A 16,024-nucleotide genomic window follows, 5' to 3' on the forward strand; every position below is an offset into this window, starting at 1 on the left:
GCCCGGCGGCGCCCGGCTGCCTAGGCCGGGTCGAGCCAGCCCTGTTCGCCGAGGCCGGAGATCTCCAGCACCCGACGGACCTGCCGGGACGGGCGGACGCTGAGCCGCCCCGAAAACTCCTGGGCGAGCCGGACCAGGGCATGGATGGCGGCCGAGTCGAAGAAGGTCACAGCACTCAGGTCGAGAGTGATCTTCGCGGCGGCGGGCTCGCGCAGCGCGGTCTGGAGCATCGTGTCAGCTGTCGCCATGTCGACCTCGCCGGCCACCACGACGTGGAGGTGGTCACCGTCGATCTCTGCGCTGGCGGAGAAGACTGGTGGTGCTCCCCCTTGATCCACGCTGACACCATGGCACAGCCACCCTGGCAGGGCAACAACCTCCACCGGGCGGCCGTGGCGCGGGTCACCAGCGGCCCCGGCGATAGGCTGGCGGCATGACCGTCCGCCCGCCGCTGACACCAGGCACGCTCTCCCCGATGCGACCGGTGCCGTCCCAGATCGCCCGACCGGAGTACGTGGGCAAGACGCGTCCGCGGGAGTGGCGTGGCTCGCACGTGCAGACGCCGGAGACCATCGAGAAGATGCGGATCGCCAGCCGGCTCGCCGCCCAGGCGACCCAGCTCGCCGGCGAGCACTGCAAACCCGGCGTGACCACCGACGAGATCGACAAGGTGGTGCACGAGTTCCTCTGCGACCATGGCGCGTACCCGTCGACGCTGGGCTACAAGGGCTTCCCGAAGTCCTGCTGCACCAGCCTCAACGAGGTCATCTGCCATGGCATCCCGGACACCACGGTCCTGCACGACGGCGACATCATCAACGTCGACGTGACCGCGTACATCGGTGGGGTGCACGGTGACACCGACGCCACCTTCTGTGTCGGCGAGGTCAGCGAAGAGGCCCGGCTGCTGGTCGAGCGGACCCACGAGGCGATGATGCGCGGCATCCGCGCCGTCGCCCCGGGACGCCAGATCAACGTGGTGGGACGCGTCATCGAGTCGTACGCCAAGCGGTTCGGTTACGGCGTGGTGCGCGACTTCACCGGCCACGGCATCGGCGAGGCATTCCACAGCGGCCTCTACGTGCCGCACTACGACAGCCCGCGCCCCACCGACATCATGGAGCCCGGCATGACGTTCACCATCGAGCCGATGATCACCCTCGGCACCTACCAGTACGACATGTGGGACGACGGGTGGACAGTGGTCACCAAGGACCGGAAGTGGACGGCGCAGTTCGAGCACACCATCGTGGTGACCGACGACGGCCACGAGATCCTGACCCTTCCGTGAGCGCGAGGAACGCAGCGAAGCGGAGTCCCGCAGTCGCGAACGAAGGGCAGGCGCCGTGACCGACACCCCAGCGGCGCTGCGAGAGGCGCACCACGCGGACGTCTCCGGCGGCTGGCTGCGCCCGGCCGTGTTCGGCGCGATGGACGGCCTGGTCACCAACATCGCCCTGATCGCCGGCGTCGGCGGCGGCGGAGTGTCGCCTCGCAGCATCGTGCTCACCGGCAGCGCCGGCCTCGTCGCCGGTGCGATCTCGATGGGCCTCGGCGAGTACACCAGCGTGCGCTCCGCCAACGAGCAGGTCGCCGCCGAGGTGGCCAAGGAACGACGGGAACTGGAACGGCACCCCGAGGCGGAGGCCCGAGAACTGGCCGACGCGTGGGTGGCCCGGGGCTTGCCCCGGGACCTCGCCACCCAGGTCGCCGAGGCGGTGCGGCGCGACCCGGAGGAGGCGCTGCGGGTGCACGTCCGCGAGGAGCTGGGCGTCGACCCCGACGACCAGCCCAGCCCGTGGGCGGCGGCGATCTCGTCGTTCCTGTTCTTCTCGATCGGCGCGCTGGTCCCGCTGCTGCCGTACCTGCTCGGCGCGACCGAACTGTGGCTGGCGCTCGCCGTCGGCGGGTTCGGGCTGTTCGCCGCCGGTGCCGTGGTGGCCCGCTTCACCCACCGTCCCTGGTGGACCAGCGGGCTGCGCCAGCTGCTGCTGGGCGCCGCGGCGGCCGGCGCCACCTACCTGATCGGCTCGCTGATCGGCGTACCGGGCGGGCTGTGACGCGCCTCAGGTGCTGAGCAGCTCGTCTATCGTGCCGTCGACGGCACGACCACGGGCGGCCAGCTCCTCGGCCTGCCGGGCCAGCACCACACCCACCTCGGTCATGTCCGCCCCGGCCAACCCGGTGCGCCGCACCGCGTCCCCCGGGTCCCGGAAGTAGGTGCGACTCAGCAGACCGGTCACCGTGGCCGCCGCCAGCCGGGCCTCGGCGAGCATCAGCAGAGCCTGATCGGTCTCGTACCACTCGGCCAGCCGGGCCGCCCGGGAGTGCGCCGCGCTGCCCCTGTACCACGCCTGGCGGGCCGCGGTGCTGAACTCCGCCGGCCGGGCCCGGGCCAGCCGGCCGAGGTGCTCGTCGCGCAGCGTCCGCAACCAGCCCGTCGGATCGTGCAACGCCTGCGTGGTGACGTACCGGTCGGCGGTCAGCGGCCAGAGCGGTGAGAGCACCCGCGCCTGGGCCAGGTAGTCCTCGGCGGCGGCCACGGTCAGATCGACGAGCACCCCGTCGACCCGCCGGGTGGCCGGCGACGGGCCGGTCCCGGGCCGATAGGTGACCACCAGCAATCCGGCCTCGCGGTCCCCGCCGCCGTCGTCGTCCCCGTGCGCCAGAGGCCCGTGTACCGCGATCGCGAGCGCGTCGGCCGGGAACCGCCGCCGGATCGCTTCGGCGACCCGCTCCGCGACCGTCCACCGTCGATCGTCGAGGCCCCGGAACCCCGGCTCACTCCTTGCGCTCACGGAACCACCTCGCCTTAACTACCGAGCGTCAGCCTAGCCAGCCGACGGCGGCGCTTCGGGCGCGCCGCGCCCGGTCGGGGCCAGCCGGAAGATGTGGATCTCCCGGCCACCGGCCCGCTGCACGTACGTGTGGTACGCGGGCCACGCGCTGACCAACAGCTGCCACAACCGGTCCCGTTCGGCGCCGGAGGCCCGCTGGGCCCGCACCGCGACCCGCCGGCCCTTCACGTCCACCTCGGCGGCCGGATCGGCGAGCAGGTTCATCGCCCAGCCGGGGTGGTGGGTCTGCCCCCAGTTGGAGCCGATCACCACGTACGCGTCGCCGTCGGGCACGTAGAGCAGCGGATTGCTGCGGGGCTTGCCGGAGCGGCGCCCCGTTGTGGTGATGAGTAGGGAGGGGAGCAGGCCGAGCGCTACCACCCGACCCCCGGTGAGTCGACCAACCATCCGGTCGGCCGGAACCAGCAGACGCGCGGTAGCGCCGAACCAGCGATGATGACCGACTCGACGGACGACATTCCTGAGCACTGACACGCCGGTCAGTCTGCCGGCTGCCCGGCCCCGGCGGCACCCCCACGCGGCCCACATTCGGTTGCCCGGCGGACCGGTCAATCCAGCCGCCGTTCGATGGGCAGTCGGGCCCGGGTGAACAGGCCCGCCCCGAGCATCGCCACCACCGGCACCAGCACCAGGACCCCGAGCGCGGGCCACGGCACCAGAAAGGGGTACGGATCGGATATCGGCCAGTCACTGGCGTACTGCCGGTTCACCGAGACCAGCACGATCGCGGCGGTGCCGAGGCCGGCCACGATGCCGAGCACCGAACCGATACCGGCGATGACCCCGGCCTGGCAGATCGCCAGCAGCCGGCGTACCGCTGGGGCCGCGCCGACGGCCGCGAGGGTGGTCAGTTCGGCGCGTCCCTCGGCGGCGGCGAGCGCGGTGGCGATCCCGGCCGCCCCCACGGTGATCAGCCCGGCGGCCGCCGCGAGCAGCAGGAGCAACGGTGAGACGTCGCGTGGGGCGCCTCCGTACTCGACGTTCAGCCTGAACGTCCCGAACGAACGCAGCGCGGCGGAGAACCGCGCCTGTTGCTCCTCGTCCGGCGGGGTCGTGGTGCCGACCACCCAGCCAGCCGGGAACCAGCTCATGTCGAGTTGTCGGGCCGCGTGGGTGGACAGCAGCAGGCGGGAGGAGCCCGACGCCTGGGGCAGCGCGTACCCCGGCAGGTCGCGGACGACGGTGGCCGGAGTGTCCGTTTTTCCGTCCGTGCTGAAGACGCGGACGGTCACCAGGCCGTCGTGCAGGTAGCGCGGGTCGGTCACCACCACGCCACCGGCATGCAGCACCGCCGTGGCGGCGGCGGTCGTCGCCGGGTCCGCGCCGGTGAGCAGTGGCAGCGCGAGGCCGTCGTCCACCCCGGGCAGGACGTAGCCGCCGTAGGAGTCGGCCTCGCTGATCTGGCAGCGTGGGTCGGCCCGCGCCTGCTGGCGGTGTGCGGCGGGAAGACTGTCGCCGGGTTGGAACGGACAGGCTCGGTTCGGCGGGAGGACGGGCGCAACGTCGCAGTAACGGGCACCCGTCGGGTCGCAGTTGGGCTCGTACACGGTGGCGACCGCGTCGACCCCCAACTGGTCCCGGGCCGCGTCGGCGACCTGCGCCAGGGTGGGCTGGCCGTCCGGCCGGTTGGCGTTCACCAGCATGTGACCGGTCGGCAGCGCCGGCCGGTAGGCGCGCGCGTCGCGGGCGCCGTCGCTGGCCAGGTAGCCGCCGAGGGCGACGCTGCTGGCGACGGCGGCCATCACGGCGCAGATGGCCGGTGCCGCGGCGGCCCGGTTGCGGCTGGCATCGCGCAGTGCGATCCGTGGCGCCAGCGGCAGCACCCGGCCGAGGCGGGCGAGCGCCCCGAGCAGCGTGGGCGTGCAGCAGACCAGGCCCAACTCGCCGAGGATCAGCCCGGTGAGAACCACCGCCGGGGAAGTCTTGGTGGCTCCGAACGCCGCCAGCCCCGCTCCGCCGACCACCAGCGCCAGTCCGAGAGCCAACCACCGGCCCGGGGATTTCGCCGGGGTGCGTCGTCCGGCGAGCCCGGCGCTGACGTCCTGCCGGGCGGCGCTCCAGGCGGGTGCCAGCGCGGCGAGTACCCCGGCCAGCACCGCGACGCCACCGAGCAGGGCCAGCGCGCTCGGCCAGCAGCGGTAGCCGCCGAAACGGGCGCTGAAGACGTACTGCTCCATCAGCGGGCGACCGGCGAACGCCGCGCTGACGCCGACCAGCAGGCCGGCGGCGGCCCCCAGCACGCCCAACACCACACCGTCGGCCAGCACGACCCGGCGAAGCTGGGCGGCGTCCCCGCCCGCCACCGCGACCAGCGCCAGATCCCGCCGTCGACGACGGACACCGACGGCGAAGGCCGGCCCGACCAGCAGGACGACCTCCAGAAGCCCGAGGCCCGCGATGAGGACGCCGGTGCTCAGGTCGTTGGCGCCGCTCTGCCTGATCGCACCGAACCACGTCCGGTCCGCAGTGGTCCCCGAGCCGACCGGGCTTCGGGCGGTGACCACCACCCCCCGCTCGTTGAGCCGGGACACCAGTTCGGCGTCCACTGCTCCGGGCAGGTCCGCCAGCCAGACGCTGTCCGGCTCCGGGCCGGTCGCCTGCACGGCCCCCGGGTGCAGCGCCACGACCGGCCCGAGGTCGTCGGGAAATTCGACCACCCCCACGACTGTGTACGCCCTGCTTCCGTCGGCGGTGGCCACGGCGTGGCCGAGGCGCAGGCCCAGGCGGCGCAGCGCCACCGGACTGACGGCTACCTCACCGGCCTGCTGTGGTGCCCGGCCGGCCCGGAACCGCACCAGCCCTCGGGCCAACGGGTCGGTGAGGTCCAGCGCCCGCCCGGCCACGACCTCGTCGCGGCGCGGGCCGCGCAGTGTCAGCGGGACGCGGGGACGAAGCTCGGTGACCCGGCTGCCCGGCCCCAGCAGGGTGGTCATCTGGGCGGCGGTGACCCGCGCGGGGGGCTCGCCGTCCTGCGTGGACCATGCCTCACCCCAGTCGTCCTGCCGCACCGGGCTGCTGGCGATCCACTGCAACTCCGCGTCGGCCACGCCGAGCCGGCGGTCGACGCGTTCCTGTGGGGTCAGCTCGGCCATGTCGTAGCTCGCCGCCAGGAAGGCGAGCGCCGCCACCGGCAGGGCGATCATCGCGAGCACCAGGGCCGTCCGCCGCCGGGACCGGCGTGACTCCCGCCGGGCGATTCGCAGCGCGGCCCGCCAGGAGCCGGTCAGCTCGGCGAACCGCCGCCGGCCGACCGGGGCGGGCGGCGCGACCGGCCGCGGCGTCGCGGTGCCGGCCCGACCGGGGGCACGCATCGGACGGCGAACGGTCACCGGTCGCTGCCGGACAGCAGTTGCTCGACACTGCCCAGCGGTGCCGTCGTGTCGACCAGCACGCCGTCGCGGAGGAACACCACCCGGTCCGCCCAGCCGGCGTGCCGTGCCTCGTGGGTGACCAGCACTCCGGCGGCGCCCGCGTCGATCCGGCGGCGCAGCAGGTGCAGCACCGCCTCACCGGTCTGGGAGTCCAACGCCCCGGTCGGCTCGTCGGCGAGGACCAGCCGACGGTCGCCCACCAGCGCGCGGGCGATGGCCACCCGCTGCTGCTGCCCACCGGAGAGTTGGTCCGGGAAACGGTCTCCCAATGCGGGCAGCCCCACCTCGGTGAGCGCTGTCATGGCCAGTGCGCGGGCCCGACGTCCGCTGGTCCCGTCGAGTTCCAACGGGAGCGCCACGTTCTCCAGCGCGCTCAGACTGCCCAGCAGGTTGAGCTGCTGGAAGATGTAGCCGATCCGACGGCGCCGCAGTTGGGCCAGCCCGCGGCGGTCCAGGGCCCCCAGCGGTTGCCCCTCGACCCGGACCTCGCCGCCGGTCGGACGGTCCAACCCACCGGCGAGAGCCAGCAGTGTCGATTTGCCGGAGCCGGACGGTCCCATCACGGCGACCAGCTCGCCGGGCCGGACGACCAGGCTGACGCCGCGCAGCGCGTGCACCGCCGCCGGCCCGGCACCGTGGGTGCGGTGGACGGCGCGTAGCTCCAGCACCGCGTCGTCCGATCCGCTCACCGTCTTGCCTCCTCGCCGGCCCATCGAGCCGCGTCCCGCGCGTCGGCGTCATCGAGTCGGGTAGCGGGAGGCGCCGGACCGCTGGGTTGGTGCCGGACCAGACTGGTCTCGCAGTGGTCCAGCCAGCGCACCTCGGCCTCGGCCTGGAACACCATCGAGTCGAGCACGAGGCGCCAGGGAAGGTCCTCCGGCCGGTTGCTGCCGTACTTCAACCGGGTCAACTCCTGAAGGGCCCGCATCGTCGCGCTGCGTTGGGCCTGCACCACCGACCGGACGTCGACCCCAGGGGTGGTCAGCGCCAGCGCCAGTTTGATCGCCAGTTCGTCACGGGGGCGGTCGTTACGACTGATCGGGGTGGCGAACCACAGCGCCAGGTCCGCCCGGCCAGCGTCGGTGATCTCGTACGGGCGCTGCCCGCCCTCGCTCTCCGGCAGCGGGCGCACCAGACCGTCCCGTTCCAGCCGGGACAACGTGGTGTAGACCTGCCCGATGTTCAGCGGCCAGGTCGAGCCGGTCGACTCCTCGAACGCGGCGCGCAGCTGGTACCCGTACATCTGGCCGCGTTCGAGCAGGGCGAGCAACCCGTGACGGATGGACATGGCAACGGAGTATGCATACCTGGTATGCGTACCGCAACCGGAGTGGACGGGTTCAGGTCGGACGACCGGGAAACGGGACAGTCAGTGGGGTCAGCCCGGCCGTCTTCCGCCACCGGGTGGCCCGCACGGCGTACTCGACCAGGGCGGCCAACGCCTGGTCCCGGTCGGCGCCGGTGGTGGATGCCAGGGCGGCCCGCCAGTGCGCGGCCGTGCGCTCCTCCACCTCGGCGGCGAGCCGCAGGGCACTGGCCCGGTCGGTGACCGGGAACGGCAGGGCGTACCCGGCGCGGTCCGGCGGGACGACGCCGCCGGCCGTGGTGAGCTGCACGACCAGCGCGTCGCGCCGGCGTCGATGCGCGGCCTCCGCCTGGCGCGCTGCGTCCCGCGCCGCTCCGCTGAGCCGGACACCGATCCGTCCGTAGGCGTAGATGGCCGCGTACTCGGCGGACAGGGCGGAGGCGAGTGCCTCCCCGGCGGACGGCTGCCTCACTTCAGTGCCTCCTGGTGGGTTGCCCGGGCGGCGACTATCGACCCGAGCAGCGCCGCCCGCTCCGCGGGCGCAGCGGCGCAGGCGGCGGCGGCGGACTGCTGGGCGGTCTTCTCCAGCGCCCGCAGGGCGGCGCGCGCGCCGTTCGGATCGGCGGCCGGGGCGGTGGTCGGGGTGGCGGGGGCCGCCGACGGCACTGTCACGCCGATCACCCGGGCCAGCTCGGTGGCGTGCGCGGTGTGCGTCTCGGCGATCGGGTTGAGCCGGTCGGCGAGCTCGGGGTGGGCGGTCGCGGTCGCCCGGTACGCGGCGGCCAGCGCGAGTGACTCGTCCACCATCGGCCGCAGCGGGTCGGGCGGTGGGGCCGGTTGGTCGTCGCGGTCGAAAAGATCACAGCCGGTCAGCGGCGTCACGGCACCGCCGAGCACCAGCAACGCCCCGGCGCTCAGGAGCTTTCGCCGGGAATGTCCGGATGCTTGGTCGCGCTGTGTCGTTCTGCCGATCCCCACCGGACAAGTCAACACCATCCGTGCCGCTCCGGGGGTCACCGGCGTCGGTGCGCCGCCCGGTCCGCCGCCCGGCAGGCGCGTTACGCTCTGCGCAACCACCGGCGTGTCCACTCCGGTGGCGTGCCGGCATGGCGGGAACACCGGTCCCCGTCGACCAGGGAAAGGGTGCGGAGATGACGCAGCGTGGCCGTGCCACCAGGCCGACGGGTCAGCCCCGCGGTGCTGCGGGCCCCCGCGGCGGTGACCTCGCCGCGCGGCGGGACCGACTGCGGGCCGTGATCGAGCCAGTGGTCAACGACGCCGGCTACGACCTGGAGGACCTGTCGGTCTCCCGGGCCGGCCGCCGGCACGTGGTGCGCGTGATGGTGGACACCGACGGCGGGATCGACCTGGACGCCGTCGCGGACGTCTCCCGCAAGGTCTCGGCCGCGCTGGACGCCGCCGAGGAGACCGGTGGCGACATCGTCGCCGGCGAGTACCAACTGGAAGTCAGCTCGCCCGGCGTCGACCGGCCGCTCACCCTGCCCCGTCACTGGCGGCGCAACGTGGGCCGACTGGTGAAGGTCACCGCCCGGGGCGCGGCCACGCTGCCCGGCCAGCGCGGCGAACAGCCCGCCGGTGACCGTCAGCTGACCGGCCGGGTGGTCGCGGCCGACGACGAGGGCGTGCACCTGGAGACCGACGACGGCCGCGCCGCCTGGGCGTACGCCCAGCTGGGCCCCGGCCGTGTGCAGGTCGAGTTCACCCGGCTCGCCGAGCTCGGTGAGCCGGAGGACGAGATCGACGACGCGGACGATTCCGACGAGTTCGACGATTCAGACGACATCGACGACGAAGATGATGTGGAGGACGAGGAGAGGTGAACATCGACCTCGCGGCGCTGCGCGCACTCGAGCGCGAGCGGGAGATCCCGTTCGACACGATTCTCGCGGCGATCGAGACCGCGTTGCTGACCGCCTACCGGCACACCGACGGGGCCGAACCGTACGCACGGGTGGAGATCGACCGCAGGTCGGGCGCCGCCCTGGTGTACGCCCAGGAGATGGATGCCGACGGCAGCCTGGTGCGGGAGTGGGACGACACCCCGCACGACTTCGGCCGGATCGCCGCCATGACCGCCAAGCAGGTGATCCTCCAGCGGTTGCGGGAGGCCACCGACGAGGTGCACTTCGGTGAGTACGTCGGCCGTGAGGGTGACCTGGTCACCGGCGTGGTGCAGGCGCACGAGACGCGTACCGAGAAGGGCATCGTCAGCGTCGACCTGGGCAAGCTGGAGGGCGTGCTGCCGCAGTCCGAGCAGGTGCCCGGCGAGCGGTACGCGCACGGCGAGCGGGTCCGCTGCGTCGTGGTGCACGTGGCCAAGGGCATGCGCGGGCCGCAGATCACCCTGTCCCGGTCGCACCCGGCTCTGGTCAAGAAGCTCTTCGCGCTGGAGGTGCCGGAGATCGCCGACGGCACCGTCGAGATCGGTGCGATCGCCCGTGAGGCGGGCCATCGCACGAAGATCGCCGTCCGCTCCACCACCCCCGGGGTGAACGCCAAGGGCGCCTGCATCGGCCCGATGGGTCAGCGGGTGCGTGCCGTGATGAGCGAGCTGCACGGTGAGAAAATCGACATCATCGACTGGTCGGACGACCCGGGCACCTTCGTCGGCAACGCGTTGTCGCCGGCCAAGGCGCTGCGGGTCGAGGTGGTCGACCTGGCCAACCGCGCCGCCCGGGTGACAGTTCCCGACTTCCAGCTCTCGCTCGCCATCGGTCGGGAGGGGCAGAATGCCCGACTCGCGGCCCGATTGACCGGTTGGCGGATCGACATTCGGTCCGATGCGGAGCAGACCGCACCGGCAGCGCGTGGGGTAACTGATCACGTGCGGGAGCCGGGCGGCGCGATCTCGGGCAGCTAGGGGTAGACTTCCTCCAGTGGTACGACGCGCGCTGCCGGAGCGCACCTGTGTGGGTTGCCGGCAACGTGCGCCGGCCAGCGAATTGCTGCGGATCGTCGCGGTCAGGGACGAGGCTGGTCACAGCCTCCGGCCTGATCCGCGCCGCAGGCTGCCGGGTCGGGGAGCGAACATGCACCCGGATCCGGCCTGCTTCGCGCTGGCGGTGCGGCGCCGCGCCTTCGGGCGTGCGCTGCGCAGCACCGAGGTCCTCGACCACGGTGCGCTGGCGGAGCACGTCGATGCGCCAACCACTACGTCCGGTCAGCCCGACCGGGCGAGGGTCGCTAGCAGGGTAGGACGACCGACATGAGCACACGATGAAGTCCCTGAAATGACCAGGCTTCAAGTGCACGAGTGAGGTCGCTGCGGGTGCTGCCCGCACGACCTCGGAGTGAGGAGTGCAGTGGCAGGCAAGGCCCGCGTTCACGAGCTTGCAAAAGAGCTCGGGGTCGAGAGTAAGACCGTTCTCGCCAAGTTGAAGGAAATGGGCGAGTTCGTGAAGTCCGCGTCCAGCACCGTCGAGGCGCCCGTCGCCCGGCGGCTGCGTAACGCATTCGTCGCGTCCGCCGGAGCCCCGGCTCCGGCCGCCCCGTCGGCGCCCGCGTCGACGCCGGCTTCAAACCCGACCCCGACGCCAACCCCGGCCCCGGGCGCGCCCCGGGTCTCGGCCAAGCCGATGCCGCCTCGGCGGCCGGCCGCGCCGGCACCCGGTCCCAAGCCCAAGGGTCCGGTTCCCGGTGCCCCGCAGTCGGCGACCCCGGTCGCCAAGCCGGCGAGTGCCCACGACATCGAGGTGGCGGCCGCGGAGGCGCGTGCCGCCGCGCTGAAGGCTGAGCAGGAGGCCGCGGTCAAGGCCGCGCAGGCCGCCCGCCAGCAGCAGCGGGACAACCCCGTTCGCCGGGAGCCTCCGGCCGACGGCGTTAACCGTCCCGGCCCTCGGCCCGGTCCCGCGGCGATGCCGCCCCGTCCCGGTTCCCCGGCAGCTCGTCCGAGCACGCCGGCTCCGGGTCCGGGTGCCCGCCCCGGCGGTCGTCCGCCGGCGCGTGGCGCCGGTAACAACCCGTTCGGCATCCAGGGTGGCCAGCAGCAGCGGCCCCCGGCCGCCGGTGCGGGTGGCCCTCGGCCCAACACCCCGGCGGGCATGCCGCCGCGGCCGAGCCCGAACTCCATGCCGCCGCGGCCCAGCCCGGCGTCCATGCCGAGCCAGCGCCCGGCTGCTGGTCGTCCCGGCCCCGGTGGCGCTGGTCGCCCCGGTGGCGGTGGCGCCGGTCGTCCCGGTGGCGGTGGCGGTGGTTTCCGTGGCGGTCCCGGCGGTGGCGCCGGTGGCGGTGGCGGTTACCGCGGCGGCCCTGGCGGCGGCGCGGGTGCCGGCGGTGGCGGTGGCTACCGTGGCGGTCCCGGCGGCGGTGGCGGTGCTCCCGGTGGCGGCTTCCGTCCGGGTGGTCCGGCCGGTGGCGGCGGTCGTCCGGGTGCGGGCGGTCGTGGCCGTGGCGGCGGCGCCGCGGGTGCCTTCGGGCGTCCGGGTGGTCGGCCGACGCGCGGTCGCAAGTCCAAGAAGCAGCGCAGACAGGAGTTCGACAACCTGTCGGCTCCGACCATGAGCTCGGGTGCTCCCCGGGGTCAGGGTCAGGTCGTCCGGCTCTCCCGTGGCGCCTCGCTGTCGGACTTCGCCGACAAGATCAACGCCAACCCGGGTTCGCTGGTCCAGGAGATGTTCAACCTGGGCGAGATGGTGACCGCGACCCAGTCCTGTTCTGACGACACCCTGCACCTGCTGGGTGAGCACCTGGGCTTCGACATCCAGATCGTCAGCCCGGAGGACGAGGACCGCGAGCTGCTCGCGCAGTTCAACATCGACCTCGACGCGGAGGTGGCCGAGGAGCGTCTGGTCAGCCGTGCGCCGGTGGTGACCGTCATGGGTCACGTCGACCACGGTAAGACCAAGCTGCTCGACGCCATCCGTAAGGCGAACGTCGTGGCCGGTGAGGCGGGTGGCATCACCCAGCACATCGGTGCGTACCAGGTCCACGTCCCGCACGAGGGCGAGGACCGGGCGGTCACGTTCATCGACACCCCGGGTCACGAGGCGTTCACCGCCATGCGTGCCCGTGGTGCCCAGGTCACGGACATCGTGATCCTGGTCGTCGCGGCCGACGACGGCGTGATGCCGCAGACCATCGAGGCGTTGAACCACGCCAAGGCGGCCGACGTGCCGATCGTGGTCGCGGTCAACAAGGTCGACAAGCCGGACGCCAACCCGGACAAGGTCCGCCAGCAGCTGACCGAGTACGGCCTGGTCGCTGAGGAGTACGGCGGCGAGACCATGTTCGTCAACGTGGCAGCCAAGCCGGGCATCGGCATCGAGGAACTGCTCGAGGCCGTCCTGCTGACCGCCGACGCGTCGCTGGAGCTGACCGCTCCGATCGACGGGCCGGCGCAGGGTGTGGCCATCGAGGCGCACCTGGACAAGGGCCGCGGTGCGGTGGCGACGGTGCTGGTGCAGAAGGGCACCCTGCGGGCGGGCGACTCGATCGTCGCCGGTGGGGCGCACGGCCGGGTCCGGGCCATGCTCGACGAGAACGGCAACCAGCTCTCCGAGGCTGGTCCGGCGCGTCCGGTGATGGTTCTGGGTCTGACCGCGCCGCCCGGTGCGGGTGACACGTTCCTCGCCGCGGCGGACGACCGCACGGTGCGGCAGATCGCCGAGCAGCGGCAGGCACGGCGGCGGGCGGCGTCCTTCGCCAACTCCCGTGGCCGGGCCACTCTTGAGACGCTCATGGAGCAGCTCAAGGAGGGCGAGAAGACCTCGCTCAACCTCATCCTCAAGGGCGATGTCTCCGGTTCGGTGGAGGCCTTGGAGGACGCGCTGTTCAACCTCGACATCCCCGAGGAGGTCCAGCTCAAGGTCCTCGACCGGGGCGTCGGCGCGATCACCGAGAGCAACGTCATGCTCGCGAGCGCCTCGTCCGAGCCGGTCACGATCATCGGCTTCAACGTGCGGGCCTCGAACAAGGTCCGTGAGATGGCCGACCGCGAGGGCGTGGAGATCCGGTACTACACCGTCATCTACCAGGCCATCGAGGAGATCGAGGCAGCGCTCAAGGGCCTGCTCAAGCCGGAGTACGAGGAGGCCGAGCTGGGCAGCGCGGAGATCCGCGATGTCTTCCGCTCGTCCAAGATCGGCAACATCTCCGGATGCATCGTCCGGTCGGGCATCATCCGACGCAACGCGAAGGCTCGACTGCTTCGGGACGGGACGGTCGTGGCGGACAACCTCACGATCACCTCGCTCAAGCGGTTCAAGGACGACGCCACCGAGGTCCGCGAGGGCTTCGAGTGCGGTCTGACCCTGGGTGGTTACAACAACGTCCAGGTCGGCGACGTCATCGAGACCTTCGAGATGCGGGAGAAGGTTCGCGCCTGATCCGGCAGTGACACGCTGATCAAGGGGTTTACGCCACTCGGCGTAAACCCCTTGATCATGCGGGGCGGGTTGGCGGTATCGTCCGGGGCGATGTTCACCGGAACCGCGGTCTTCGACCTGCTGCTGCCGGGCGACTCCAGGTCGCTCAAAGCCAAGAGATCATATGTACGGCCGATCGTGGCGGCGCTGCGCCGCTTCGAGGTGTCGGCCGCCGAGGTGGGTGCGCTCGACCTGCATGGTCGAGCGCAACTGGCGGTGGCCGTGGTGGCCGCCGAGACGGCGCACGTCCGCGAGGTGCTCGACTCCTGTGAGCGCCTGGTGGCCAATCGCCCCGAGGTCGAGTTGCTGTCGGTTCGACGCCGGCTCTACGGCGCGGACGACGACTGACCATGGTGCCGGCTGTGCCGGGCGACCGGAGCGGCCCCGAAGGTAATGTTCGAGATGTTGGCCGGTCGGCCGGCGGCCTCCGGTCGCCGGGTCGACCGGAAGCAGGACGCCGTGGAGGTGGCGAGATGTCTGATCCGGCCAAGGTACGCCGGCACGCGGAACGGGTGCGTGAGCTGGTCGCGTCGGTGGTGCGGAGCCAGATCAAGGACCCGCGGCTCGGGATGATCACCATCACCGACGCCCGGATTACCGCTGACCTGCGTGACGCGACGGTGTTCTACACGGTGCTCGGGGACTCGGTGGCCCAGGCGGACACCGCGGCGGCGCTGGAGAGCGCCAAGGGGATGCTGCGCAGCACTGTCGGCAAGGCGCTCGGGCTGCGCCACTCGCCGACGCTCGCGTTCGTCCTCGACGACGTACAGGACCAGGTCAAGCACATCGACGACCTGCTCGCCGCCGCCCGCAACGCCGACGCCGAGGTGCAGCGGCTCGCCGCCCAGGCGAAGTACGCGGGCGAGGCCCAGCCGTACCGGGTGGATGACGAGGACGACGAGACGGACGAGACGGACGAGGCCGACGAGGCCGACGTCAAGGAGACCCCGCGGGGTGGGGAAGCGCGGTGACCAGCACCGCCAGCGCAGCGTTCGTCGCCTCGACCGGGCTCGGCCCGACCGAGGCGGCGTGGGCCGAGGCCGAGGCGTTGGTGCGGGCTCTCCCGCCGACCGCCCGGGTGCTGCTGATCTGCCACATCAATCCGGACGGCGACGCGCTGGGCAGCATGCTCGGCTTCGGTCTGGGCCTGCGGCAGCTCGGCGTACGCGACGTGCAGGCGACCTTTCCCGGGCCGCCGGAGGTTCCGGAGCCGTTCCGGGGGCTGCCGGGTCTGGATCTGCTGGTCCCGGCGGACGCCGCCGACCCGGCGCCCGATCTGGTGATCTGCTTCGACGCGGCGAGCGAGTCGCGTCTCGGCGAGTTGGCCGGGCGGTTGTCGTCGGCGGGTGCGGCGTTGGTGCTCGACCACCACGCCTCCAACCCCGGTTTCGGCACCGTCAACCTGGTCGACCCGGGCGCTGCGGCCACGTCGGTCGTGGTCGAGCAACTGCTGGCCCGGCTCGGGGTGGTGGTGGATCCGGCCATCGCCGAGTGCCTCTACGTGGCGCTGACCACTGACACCGGTTCCTTCCGGTTCGCTGCTACCACTCCGGCGGTGCACGAGATGGCCGCCCGACTGCTGGCGACCGGGATCTCACCGGGTGACATCTCCCGGCAGGTCTTCGACACCCGGCCCTTCGGCGCGGTCCGCCTCTTCGGCGAGGTGCTCGGCCGGGCTCGACTGGAGCCGGCCGCCGCCGGAGGTCGGGGTCTGGTCTGGACCTTCGCCACCCTCGATGACCTGGCCCGGCACGACCAGCGGCCGTACGTGCTGGAGGCGCTGATCGACTCCGTGCGCTGCACCGCCGAGGCGGATGTGAGCTGTGTGGTGAAGCAGACCAGGCCGGCCGAGTGGGCGGTGTCGATGCGCAGCAAGGGCGCTGTGGACGTCAGTCGGGTCGCGGTGGCGCTGGGCGGTGGTGGGCACACGTTCGCGGCCGGGTTCACCGGTCGGGGCACCGTCGAGCAGGTGGTCGAGTCGATCCGCGGTCAGCTGGACGCGGCGCTCATCGGCTGACGCGCCTTCGGCCGCCATCGATCTGCCGGTCTGGAAGATCAGGGTCAGCTCCGGGGAGTGTTGGTCTTCCCGCGTTCCGTGATACCGGG

Annotated in this window: 17 protein-coding genes; 9 read left to right on the plus strand and 8 right to left on the minus strand. The window is 72.6% G+C overall.

Translation table 11 applies throughout. From position 1 onward, the window contains the following. Positions 1-20: 20 nt before the first annotated feature. Positions 21-338 carry an STAS domain-containing protein gene (locus ACLQ3F_RS01225; RefSeq protein ID WP_425845217.1) on the minus strand — a complete coding sequence of 106 codons (318 nt, stop codon included), beginning with the start codon at positions 336-338 and terminating at the stop codon, positions 21-23. Between the two features lie 95 nt (positions 339-433). Here ACLQ3F_RS01225 and map point away from each other — a divergent pair, with 95 nt between their 5' ends. Together map and ACLQ3F_RS01235 are read left to right on the plus strand one after the other, a co-directional pair. Further along, a complete protein-coding gene (gene map / locus ACLQ3F_RS01230) occupies positions 434-1,291 on the plus strand; it encodes a type I methionyl aminopeptidase (protein WP_355009578.1) in 858 nt (285 codons plus the stop codon). A gap of 55 nt (positions 1,292-1,346) precedes the next feature. After that, positions 1,347-2,060: a VIT1/CCC1 transporter family protein gene (locus tag ACLQ3F_RS01235; protein WP_425845219.1), complete on the plus strand. Its 714-nt coding sequence runs from the start codon at positions 1,347-1,349 to the stop codon at positions 2,058-2,060. 6 nt (positions 2,061-2,066) lie between these two features. On the opposite strand, the gene ACLQ3F_RS01240 is transcribed toward ACLQ3F_RS01235, so the two are convergent. The 7 genes from ACLQ3F_RS01240 to ACLQ3F_RS01270 all read right to left on the minus strand — a co-directional run bounded on the left by ACLQ3F_RS01240 (position 2,067) and on the right by ACLQ3F_RS01270 (position 8,531). Next, positions 2,067-2,798 (minus strand): nucleotidyltransferase domain-containing protein, encoded by a 732-nt coding sequence (locus ACLQ3F_RS01240; RefSeq protein WP_425845221.1) that lies wholly within the window; start codon positions 2,796-2,798, stop codon positions 2,067-2,069. A 33-nt stretch (positions 2,799-2,831) separates the two neighbouring features. Then, a complete protein-coding gene (locus ACLQ3F_RS01245; RefSeq protein ID WP_425845223.1) occupies positions 2,832-3,332 on the minus strand; it encodes a nitroreductase/quinone reductase family protein in 501 nt (166 codons plus the stop codon). Between the two features lie 74 nt (positions 3,333-3,406). Beyond that, positions 3,407-6,169, minus strand: coding sequence for an FtsX-like permease family protein (locus ACLQ3F_RS01250; protein ID WP_425845226.1), 2,763 nt, complete (start codon positions 6,167-6,169; stop codon positions 3,407-3,409). 14 nt (positions 6,170-6,183) lie between these two features. Beyond that, a complete protein-coding gene (locus tag ACLQ3F_RS01255; RefSeq protein WP_357261230.1) occupies positions 6,184-6,918 on the minus strand; it encodes an ABC transporter ATP-binding protein in 735 nt (244 codons plus the stop codon). After that, positions 6,915-7,517 carry a PadR family transcriptional regulator gene (locus tag ACLQ3F_RS01260; protein ID WP_425845228.1) on the minus strand — a complete coding sequence of 201 codons (603 nt, stop codon included), beginning with the start codon at positions 7,515-7,517 and terminating at the stop codon, positions 6,915-6,917. Before ACLQ3F_RS01260 ends, ACLQ3F_RS01255 begins: the two co-directional genes overlap by 4 nt. A gap of 52 nt (positions 7,518-7,569) precedes the next feature. After that, the gene (locus tag ACLQ3F_RS01265) at positions 7,570-8,007 is read right to left on the minus strand and encodes a ferritin-like domain-containing protein (RefSeq protein WP_030337610.1); all 438 of its coding nucleotides are present in this window, start codon (positions 8,005-8,007) and stop codon (positions 7,570-7,572) included. Then, positions 8,004-8,531 (minus strand): hypothetical protein, encoded by a 528-nt coding sequence (locus ACLQ3F_RS01270; RefSeq protein WP_387355019.1) that lies wholly within the window; start codon positions 8,529-8,531, stop codon positions 8,004-8,006. The genes ACLQ3F_RS01265 and ACLQ3F_RS01270 overlap by 4 nt, the downstream gene beginning before the upstream one ends. A 155-nt stretch (positions 8,532-8,686) precedes the next feature. Between ACLQ3F_RS01270 and rimP the strand changes: the two genes are divergently transcribed. The 7 genes from rimP to ACLQ3F_RS01305 all read left to right on the plus strand — a co-directional run bounded on the left by rimP (position 8,687) and on the right by ACLQ3F_RS01305 (position 15,935). After that, complete coding sequence (gene rimP, locus ACLQ3F_RS01275) at positions 8,687-9,376, plus strand: ribosome maturation factor RimP (RefSeq protein ID WP_355009571.1); 690 nt, start codon at positions 8,687-8,689, stop codon at positions 9,374-9,376. Beyond that, positions 9,373-10,416 carry a transcription termination factor NusA gene (gene nusA, locus ACLQ3F_RS01280; protein ID WP_357222018.1) on the plus strand — a complete coding sequence of 348 codons (1,044 nt, stop codon included), beginning with the start codon at positions 9,373-9,375 and terminating at the stop codon, positions 10,414-10,416. The genes rimP and nusA overlap by 4 nt, the downstream gene beginning before the upstream one ends. Positions 10,417-10,432: 16 nt before the next feature. Continuing rightward, the gene (locus ACLQ3F_RS01285) at positions 10,433-10,765 is read left to right on the plus strand and encodes a YlxR family protein (RefSeq protein ID WP_357199288.1); all 333 of its coding nucleotides are present in this window, start codon (positions 10,433-10,435) and stop codon (positions 10,763-10,765) included. Between the two features lie 93 nt (positions 10,766-10,858). Continuing rightward, the gene (gene infB, locus ACLQ3F_RS01290) at positions 10,859-13,879 is read left to right on the plus strand and encodes a translation initiation factor IF-2 (protein WP_425845234.1); all 3,021 of its coding nucleotides are present in this window, start codon (positions 10,859-10,861) and stop codon (positions 13,877-13,879) included. 90 nt (positions 13,880-13,969) lie between these two features. Then, positions 13,970-14,266 carry a DUF503 domain-containing protein gene (locus ACLQ3F_RS01295; protein ID WP_238671751.1) on the plus strand — a complete coding sequence of 99 codons (297 nt, stop codon included), beginning with the start codon at positions 13,970-13,972 and terminating at the stop codon, positions 14,264-14,266. Between the two features lie 125 nt (positions 14,267-14,391). Next, positions 14,392-14,889 (plus strand): 30S ribosome-binding factor RbfA, encoded by a 498-nt coding sequence (gene rbfA, locus ACLQ3F_RS01300; protein WP_425845236.1) that lies wholly within the window; start codon positions 14,392-14,394, stop codon positions 14,887-14,889. Then, positions 14,886-15,935: a DHH family phosphoesterase gene (locus tag ACLQ3F_RS01305; protein ID WP_425845238.1), complete on the plus strand. Its 1,050-nt coding sequence runs from the start codon at positions 14,886-14,888 to the stop codon at positions 15,933-15,935. Before rbfA ends, ACLQ3F_RS01305 begins: the two co-directional genes overlap by 4 nt. The last annotated feature ends 89 nt before the right edge of the window (positions 15,936-16,024 follow it).

It is taken from the genome of Micromonospora sp. DT15 (assembly GCF_049841475.1).
Taxonomy (GTDB): domain Bacteria; phylum Actinomycetota; class Actinomycetes; order Mycobacteriales; family Micromonosporaceae; genus Micromonospora.

Coding starts and splice junctions, on each gene's coding strand:
- ACLQ3F_RS01295 (WP_238671751.1), top strand. CDS start 13,970: ATGTTCACCGGAACCGCGGTCTTCGACCTGCTGCTGCCGGGCGACTCC.
- rbfA (WP_425845236.1), top strand. CDS start 14,392: ATGTCTGATCCGGCCAAGGTACGCCGGCACGCGGAACGGGTGCGTGAG.
- ACLQ3F_RS01270 (WP_387355019.1), bottom strand. CDS start 8,531: ATGGTGTTGACTTGTCCGGTGGGGATCGGCAGAACGACACAGCGCGAC.
- map (WP_355009578.1), top strand. CDS start 434: ATGACCGTCCGCCCGCCGCTGACACCAGGCACGCTCTCCCCGATGCGA.
- ACLQ3F_RS01250 (WP_425845226.1), bottom strand. CDS start 6,169: ATGCGTGCCCCCGGTCGGGCCGGCACCGCGACGCCGCGGCCGGTCGCG.
- rimP (WP_355009571.1), top strand. CDS start 8,687: ATGACGCAGCGTGGCCGTGCCACCAGGCCGACGGGTCAGCCCCGCGGT.
- ACLQ3F_RS01260 (WP_425845228.1), bottom strand. CDS start 7,517: ATGTCCATCCGTCACGGGTTGCTCGCCCTGCTCGAACGCGGCCAGATG.